We start from the raw sequence: 6244 nt of genomic DNA, 5'->3' as shown, positions 1-6244 counted from the left end.
CCTGGTGGAATTCGTCGCGCCGCGATTCGAGCTCGAGATGGTGGTGGCACCGGAGGCTGTCAAGCACCGGCTCCGTCAGGACGTGACGCTCTTCAAACAGGGACAGCTCGGAGCCCTTCCCATGGGGTATCTGCTCTGCGGCGTCATCGGAACGGGAAAGACCTTCACCGCCACCTGCTTCGCGGGAAGCCTGGGCATTCCCGCCATCGTCTTCAAGAACCTTCGGAGCAAGTGGGTGGGAAGCTCGGAGGGCAATCTCCAGAAAGTCCTCTCGGTGATCAAGGCGCTCGGCCCGGTCGCGGTCGTCGTCGACGAAGCCGACGCGGCTCTCGGAACACGCTCATCGGGTGGCGATTCGGGTACCTCGAGCCGAATGTTCGCGATGATCTCGTCCCTCATGAGCGACACAAGCTATCGAGGCCGGATTCTGTGGATGCTCCTCACCTGCCGGCCGGATCTTCTGCCCGTCGATCTGAAACGGCAGGGGCGGTGCGAGGTCCACATTCCTCTCTTTCCACCGGAGACTCAGGAAGCGCGGAAAGAGATGTTTCTCGCCGTGGCGCGCAAGAGTGGTGTCACCATCGACGAGGCCGACGTTCCTCCCCTTCCCGAGGGCCTGACCGGGGCCGATATCGAGGGATTGTTCGTGCAGTCGCTCCGCTCGGCCGCCCTCGAGAGCGATCAGACGCCCGGCGCCGAGCACATCCGTCGAGCGCTCGTTCACTTTCGCACGCCGGAATACGGTCTCGAAAAGGAGCTCCAGCTGCTCGTCGCCATCAGGGAATCCACCGATGCCGAGTTCGTTCCCGAGCCCCTTCGCGAGCGCTATGCGACGCCCGAGAAAGCGGTCACCCTCGAGCACCGGATCCAGGAGATCTCGGCTTTGCTTCGACAATGAAAGACGGTCCCGCCCTTCGATCGGTGAAGCGTATCGCGCTCATCCTCTTCGACCTCAGACTCAGACTCCACCGAGCCACCGCACGGAGGGCGGGCGACATCCGCTACGAGCTTGGTGGTGCCTGCGCTCGCTCGGGACAATGCTGCGAGGCGCCGGCAATCCAGGTGGGGAAGCTCACCTGGTACGTCCCGCTATTTCGCAAGCTCTTCCTGTGGTGGCACGAGCGCGTCAACGGCTTCCTTCTCGAGGGACGCGACCGAGCGTCGCGGGCATTTGTCTTCCGCTGCTCCCATTACGAACGGGAATCGAGACGCTGCGACTCGTACGATTCCCGCCCGGGGATGTGCCGGGACTATCCACTGGTTCTCCTCGAGCAAGCCAACCCCCTGCCTTTCGAGCGCTGCGGATTCAAGGTTCTGGCTCTCAATCGAGAGAAGCTGCTGCGCGCGCTTCAAATGCAATCCCTGGAGCCCCACCAAATGGAGAAGCTCAGGAAGGGGCTCAACCTCGAATAGACCGCCGAAGAGGATCTTGCCAAGGCACGCCCGGCGCGTTAACCTTGAAGTAGTACCCGACAGTCGATGTTTCCCGGGGGCTCATGCGGAAGCTCAAGATCAAACGCCATATAGCAGCTGGCCTTCTCGTCTGGGTGCCGCTCGTCGTCACGTTCTTCTCGCTTCGATTCGTGATCAACGTGATGGACAAGACGCTGCTGCTCATTCCTGCGCCATTCAGACCCGATAACCTCCTCGGCTTCCACATACCGGGGCTGGGGGTCATCCTCACGTTCACTCTTCTGCTGGTGACCGGCTCGCTCGCCGCGAACATCCTGGGGAGACGCTTCCTCGACGCCTGGGAACGCTTTCTCGCCCGGATACCGCTCGTCAGCTGGGTCTATTCCGGAGTGAAGAAGGTCGCGGAGACCTTGCTGTCCCCGAACGGCCAGTCCTTCCGCAAAGTCCTTCTCCTCGAATACCCCCGCAAGGGGCTCTGGAGCCTCGCGTTCCAGACGGCGAGCGCTCTCGACGAGGTCCAGGCGCGCACCGAGAAAGAGGTCATCTGTGTCTTCGTGCCGACGACACCGAACCCCACCTCGGGGTTCATTCTCATGGTCCCGCGGGACGAGGCCATCGAGCTCGACATGAGCGTTGACGAAGCCCTCCGGATGATCATCTCGCTCGGAGTCGTCGTTCCCGAATGGCGCCGGCGGCACCTCGTTCCCGTGCCGCAGACGGCGGAAGAAGTGACGGTGCCCTAGCCGGGAGTGATGACGCGCCACCGGGCGTCCTACGATGACGCCGGGCTTCTCTCCGAGGTGCTCGACCTCCTATCCACGGTATTTCCTTTTTTCCGTGAGCAGGAGCAGGCTGCGCGACGCCTTGGCCTGCGGTGGGAGAGCTGCAGCACGCCGTTCGTCTACCGTCGCCAGGGTTGCGTCGTGGCGCACGTCGGCCTGCTCGAGATGCCTCTTCAGATGAACGGCAGAAGGACCACGGCGGGAAGCGTGCACGGGGTAGCCACCCATCCCGAGCTCCGGCGACGGGGATACTTTCGTTCCCTCATGGAGGAGCTTCTCGGCTGGTGCGACGAGAGGTACGAAACCCTCCAACTCTGCACCGCCAATCCGGAGTATTTCGAGAGCTTCGGCTTTCGGATCGTCGAGGAGCACCATTTCGTCAGCACCGCAGAGGCGTCCGTGAGCTCGCGACCCACGGTCACCCTGAATGATCCAGCGTTGCTTGGGAAACTTCTGGAACGCCGGGAGCCCGTATCGAACCGGTTGGGGGTTTTCGACCGCAACGTTTTTCTCTTCAACGAGGCGCGACACCGTCTCGTCTATTGCGAGGAGCTGCAAACGGTGCTGTCGTGCGACCTCGACGCCGGCCGGCTCGTCGTATGGGACGTGGTCACCCCCGAGCTCCCATCCTTCTCCGATCTTCTGGGAATGGTCGCAAACCCGTTCGACACCGTCGAGGTTCACTTCGCGCCCGATCGGCTCGGGGCCGAGCTCGAGCCGGTCCCCGAATCGCGCGAGGAGGACGTTCTCATGGTCCGCGGCCCGTATCTTCCGGACGGTCTTCCTTTCAAGCTACCCGCGACCGCCCGGTGTTAGCCGCGGCGCTTGAAAGAGGCCACCGCAGGAACTACCATTTTGTTATGGCGTTCGTGGAAGCGAACGAAGAGCGTAACATTCGCCGCGGAGACACCCTCAACCGATTCTTGGACGATCGAGCCTAGACACTGACCACACTGCAGACCCGAATTGTCGCACCGGTGCTTGCCTTGTGCCTGATGGGATGTCCTGCCGAAGACGGCCCCTCCCCTAGCCTCGCAATTCTCAACGCGCGGGTCTGGACGGGCAACCCCTCCGATCCTTGGGCGGAGGCCATCCTCGTTGGCGGCGAGAGGATCCTCGCCGTCGGCTCGAGCTCCGAGGTGCGCGCCCGACTGGGGGGAGCCAGGGTGGTCGATGCGACCGGTCGGTTCGTCACTCCCGGTTTCATCGACAGCCATGTTCACTTTCTCGATGGCGGCTTCCGACTCGCGTCGGTCCAGCTTCGCGATGCTTCGAGTCCCGAGGAGTTCACCCGTCGCATCGCAGAATTCGCCGCAGCGGCGCCCCCGGGATCCTGGATCCTCGGCGGGGACTGGGATCACCAACTGTGGGGCGGAGACCTCCCCGAGCGCCACTGGATCGACGAGGTCACGCCCGAGAACCCCGTGTGGGTCCATCGGCTCGATGGTCACATGGCGCTGGCTAACCGCCTCGCTCTCGAAGCGGCCGGCGTCACTCGCGATACCGCGGACGTCGAAGGAGGATCGATTGAGCGCGACGAAGACGGCGAGCCCACCGGCATTCTCCGGGACAACGCCATGGATCTCGTCGGGGACGTAGTGCCCCCTCCCGACGAAGCGATGACTGCCCGGGCGCTCGAGGCGGCCATGGGCTACGTCGCGCAACGGGGCGTGACGACGGTCCATCACATGGGAACGTGGGACGACCTTGCCGCCTTCCGGCGTGCTCGGGAAAAGAATGCTTTGACGACCCGAATCTACGCCGCCGTTCCCCTTGCGAGCTGGGAACGACTCCGAGACTTCGTGGCCGCGGAAGGCCGGGGGGACGAATGGCTGCGGTACGGAATGCTCAAAGGTTTCGTCGACGGCTCCCTCGGCTCCCATACCGCGGCATTCCACGCGCCCTACGACGACCAGCCTGCCGATCGCGGTTTCTTCGTGAATGGCGAGGAGGATCTGTACGAATGGATATCGGGCGCGGATGCCGCCGGGCTTCACGTCGCCGTTCACGCGATCGGCGACCGCGCCAATGAGACGCTTCTCGACATCTTCGAGCGCGTTTCCCGGGTGAACGGCGAGCGCGACCGCCGATTCCGCGTCGAGCACGCCCAGCACCTCAGGAAGGAAGACATTTCGCGTTTCGCCCCGCTCGGCGTCATCCCCAGCATGCAGCCCTACCACGCCATCGATGATGGCCGGTGGGCGGAGAAGGTGATCGGACCCCTGCGCATTCGAACGACCTACGCGTTCAAGAGCCTCCTCGAGGCGGGTGCGGATCTCGCATTCGGAAGCGACTGGTTCGTCGCTCCGCCCACACCTCTCGAAGGTATCTATGCGGCCGTGACACGCCGAACGCTCGATGAGGCCAATCCCGATGGGTGGGTCCCGGAGGAAAAGATCGGAGTCGAAGACGCGCTCACGGCTTACACGCGCGCGGCCGCCTACGCTTCCTTCGAGGAGGGGAACCGCGGCATGTTGAAGCCGGGATATCTCGCCGATTTCACGGTCATCGATCGCGATCTCACCGCCGTCGAGCCAGAGGAAATCCGCACCGCTCGCGTCGTGATGACCGTGGTCGCGGGTCGAGTCGTTCACGAGAACTAGCCCCCTTCCAAGCACAAAGGAGAAGCAAGCCCCATGAGCGAATACGTAGCCACCCTCATGTCGGAGGTCAAAGCCAAGAACCCGGCGGAGCCCGAATTCCACCAGGCGGTCCAGGAGGTCGTCGAGTCACTCGAGCTCGTCCTCGACCGGCATCCCGAGTACCGTAGCGCCAAGGTGCTCGAGCGCATCATCGAGCCCGAAAGAGTGGTGATGTTCCGAGTTCCCTGGATGGACGACCAGGGCGAGGTGTGCATCAACCGAGGCTTTCGAATCGAGATGAACAGCGCCATTGGTCCCTACAAGGGAGGCCTGCGTTTCCATCCGTCGGTCGATTTGGGTGTCCTCAAGTTCCTCGCGTTCGAGCAGGTCTTCAAGAACTCCCTCACCACACTCCCCATGGGCGGAGGCAAGGGAGGATCGGACTTCGACCCGAAGGGCAAGAGCGATCATGAGGTGATGCGGTTCTGCCAGAGCTTCATGACCGAGCTCTACCGGCATATCGGACCGAATACCGACGTCCCCGCGGGTGACATTGGCGTGGGTGGCCGCGAGATCGGCTTCCTGTTTGGCCAATACAAGCGGATCGCTAACGAGTTCACCGGCGTCCTGACCGGCAAAGGCACGAACTGGGGCGGTTCGCTCATTCGTCCCGAGGCCACGGGTTACGGCGCGGTGTACTTCGCCGCCGACATGCTGGAGACGAAAAACGAGACCCTTCAGGGCAAGACCTGTCTCGTTTCTGGAAGCGGCAACGTGGCGCAGTACACCGTCGAGAAGCTCAATCAGCTCGGCGCCAAGGCCGTGACCCTCTCCGATTCGAGCGGATACATCTACGACCCCGAGGGCATCGACGACAACAAGCTCGCGTTCGTGATGGAGCTCAAGAACGTGCGCCGCGGGCGGATCAAGGAGTATGCGGAAAAGTACAAGAGCGCCGTCTACACTCCGGAAGACCCCGCAGCAGACCAGAACCCGCTCTGGAATCACACCGCCAGTTGCGCCTTCCCCAGCGCGACGGAGAACGAGATCAACGGCAAAGATGCCGATAACCTCCTGGCCAATGGTGTGTACGTCGTTTCCGAGGGCGCCAACATGCCGTCGACGCCCGATGCGGTGGAGCGCTTCGTGGACCGGCGTATTCTTTTTGGCCCGGGCAAAGCGGCCAACGCTGGCGGCGTCGCGGTTTCCGGCCTGGAGATGGCTCAGAACAGCATGCGCTACAGCTGGACCCGCGAAGAGGTGGACCAGAGGCTACAGATCCTGATGAGGAGTATCCACGCCGCCTGCGTGGACGCCGCGGAGCGATTCGCCACGCCGCACAACTACGTGAACGGCGCCAACATCGCTGGCTTTCTCAAGGTGGCGGATGCGATGCTGGATCAGGGGCTGGTGTAGCTTACCGGCCTCCGTGCTGGCCGTTAGTGCGTCAAATACGCAAAGACGTTG

At 63.0% G+C, this 6244-nt stretch carries 6 protein-coding genes; all 6 read left to right on the top strand.

Translation table 11 applies throughout. The features are described from left to right. Positions 1 to 898 (top strand): ATP-binding protein (locus VEK15_01540; GenBank protein HXV59347.1); only part of this gene is annotated, 898 nt, incomplete at its 5' end. After that, positions 895 to 1413, top strand: a complete 519-nt coding sequence (locus tag VEK15_01535; GenBank protein HXV59346.1) for a hypothetical protein — start codon at positions 895 to 897, stop codon at positions 1411 to 1413. The genes VEK15_01540 and VEK15_01535, both read left to right, overlap by 4 nt. 83 nt (positions 1414 to 1496) lie before the next feature. After that, the gene (locus VEK15_01530) at positions 1497 to 2156 is read left to right on the top strand and encodes a DUF502 domain-containing protein (GenBank protein ID HXV59345.1); all 660 of its coding nucleotides are present in this window, start codon (positions 1497 to 1499) and stop codon (positions 2154 to 2156) included. Positions 2157 to 2165: 9 nt separating this feature from the next. Beyond that, positions 2166 to 3011 carry a GNAT family N-acetyltransferase gene (locus VEK15_01525; protein HXV59344.1) on the top strand — a complete coding sequence of 282 codons (846 nt, stop codon included), beginning with the start codon at positions 2166 to 2168 and terminating at the stop codon, positions 3009 to 3011. A 161-nt stretch (positions 3012 to 3172) separates the two neighbouring features. Further along, entirely contained in the window at positions 3173 to 4798 is a 1626-nt protein-coding gene (locus VEK15_01520; protein ID HXV59343.1) for an amidohydrolase, read from the top strand. A gap of 33 nt (positions 4799 to 4831) precedes the next feature. After that, positions 4832 to 6193, top strand: a complete 1362-nt coding sequence (gene gdhA / locus VEK15_01515; GenBank protein HXV59342.1) for an NADP-specific glutamate dehydrogenase — start codon at positions 4832 to 4834, stop codon at positions 6191 to 6193. Positions 6194 to 6244: the final 51 nt, after the last annotated feature.

The organism is Vicinamibacteria bacterium (assembly GCA_035620555.1).
Classification (GTDB): domain Bacteria; phylum Acidobacteriota; class Vicinamibacteria; order Marinacidobacterales; family SMYC01; genus DASPGQ01.
This window is presented reverse-complemented; position numbering and strand designations above follow the sequence as displayed.

Bases quoted from the DNA above. Each gene is read 5' to 3' on its own strand.
- VEK15_01525 (HXV59344.1), top strand. From the start codon at position 2,166: ATGACGCGCCACCGGGCGTCCTACGATGACGCCGGGCTTCTCTCCGAG.
- VEK15_01530 (HXV59345.1), top strand. From the start codon at position 1,497: ATGCGGAAGCTCAAGATCAAACGCCATATAGCAGCTGGCCTTCTCGTC.
- VEK15_01535 (HXV59346.1), top strand. From the start codon at position 895: ATGAAAGACGGTCCCGCCCTTCGATCGGTGAAGCGTATCGCGCTCATC.
- gdhA (HXV59342.1), top strand. From the start codon at position 4,832: ATGAGCGAATACGTAGCCACCCTCATGTCGGAGGTCAAAGCCAAGAAC.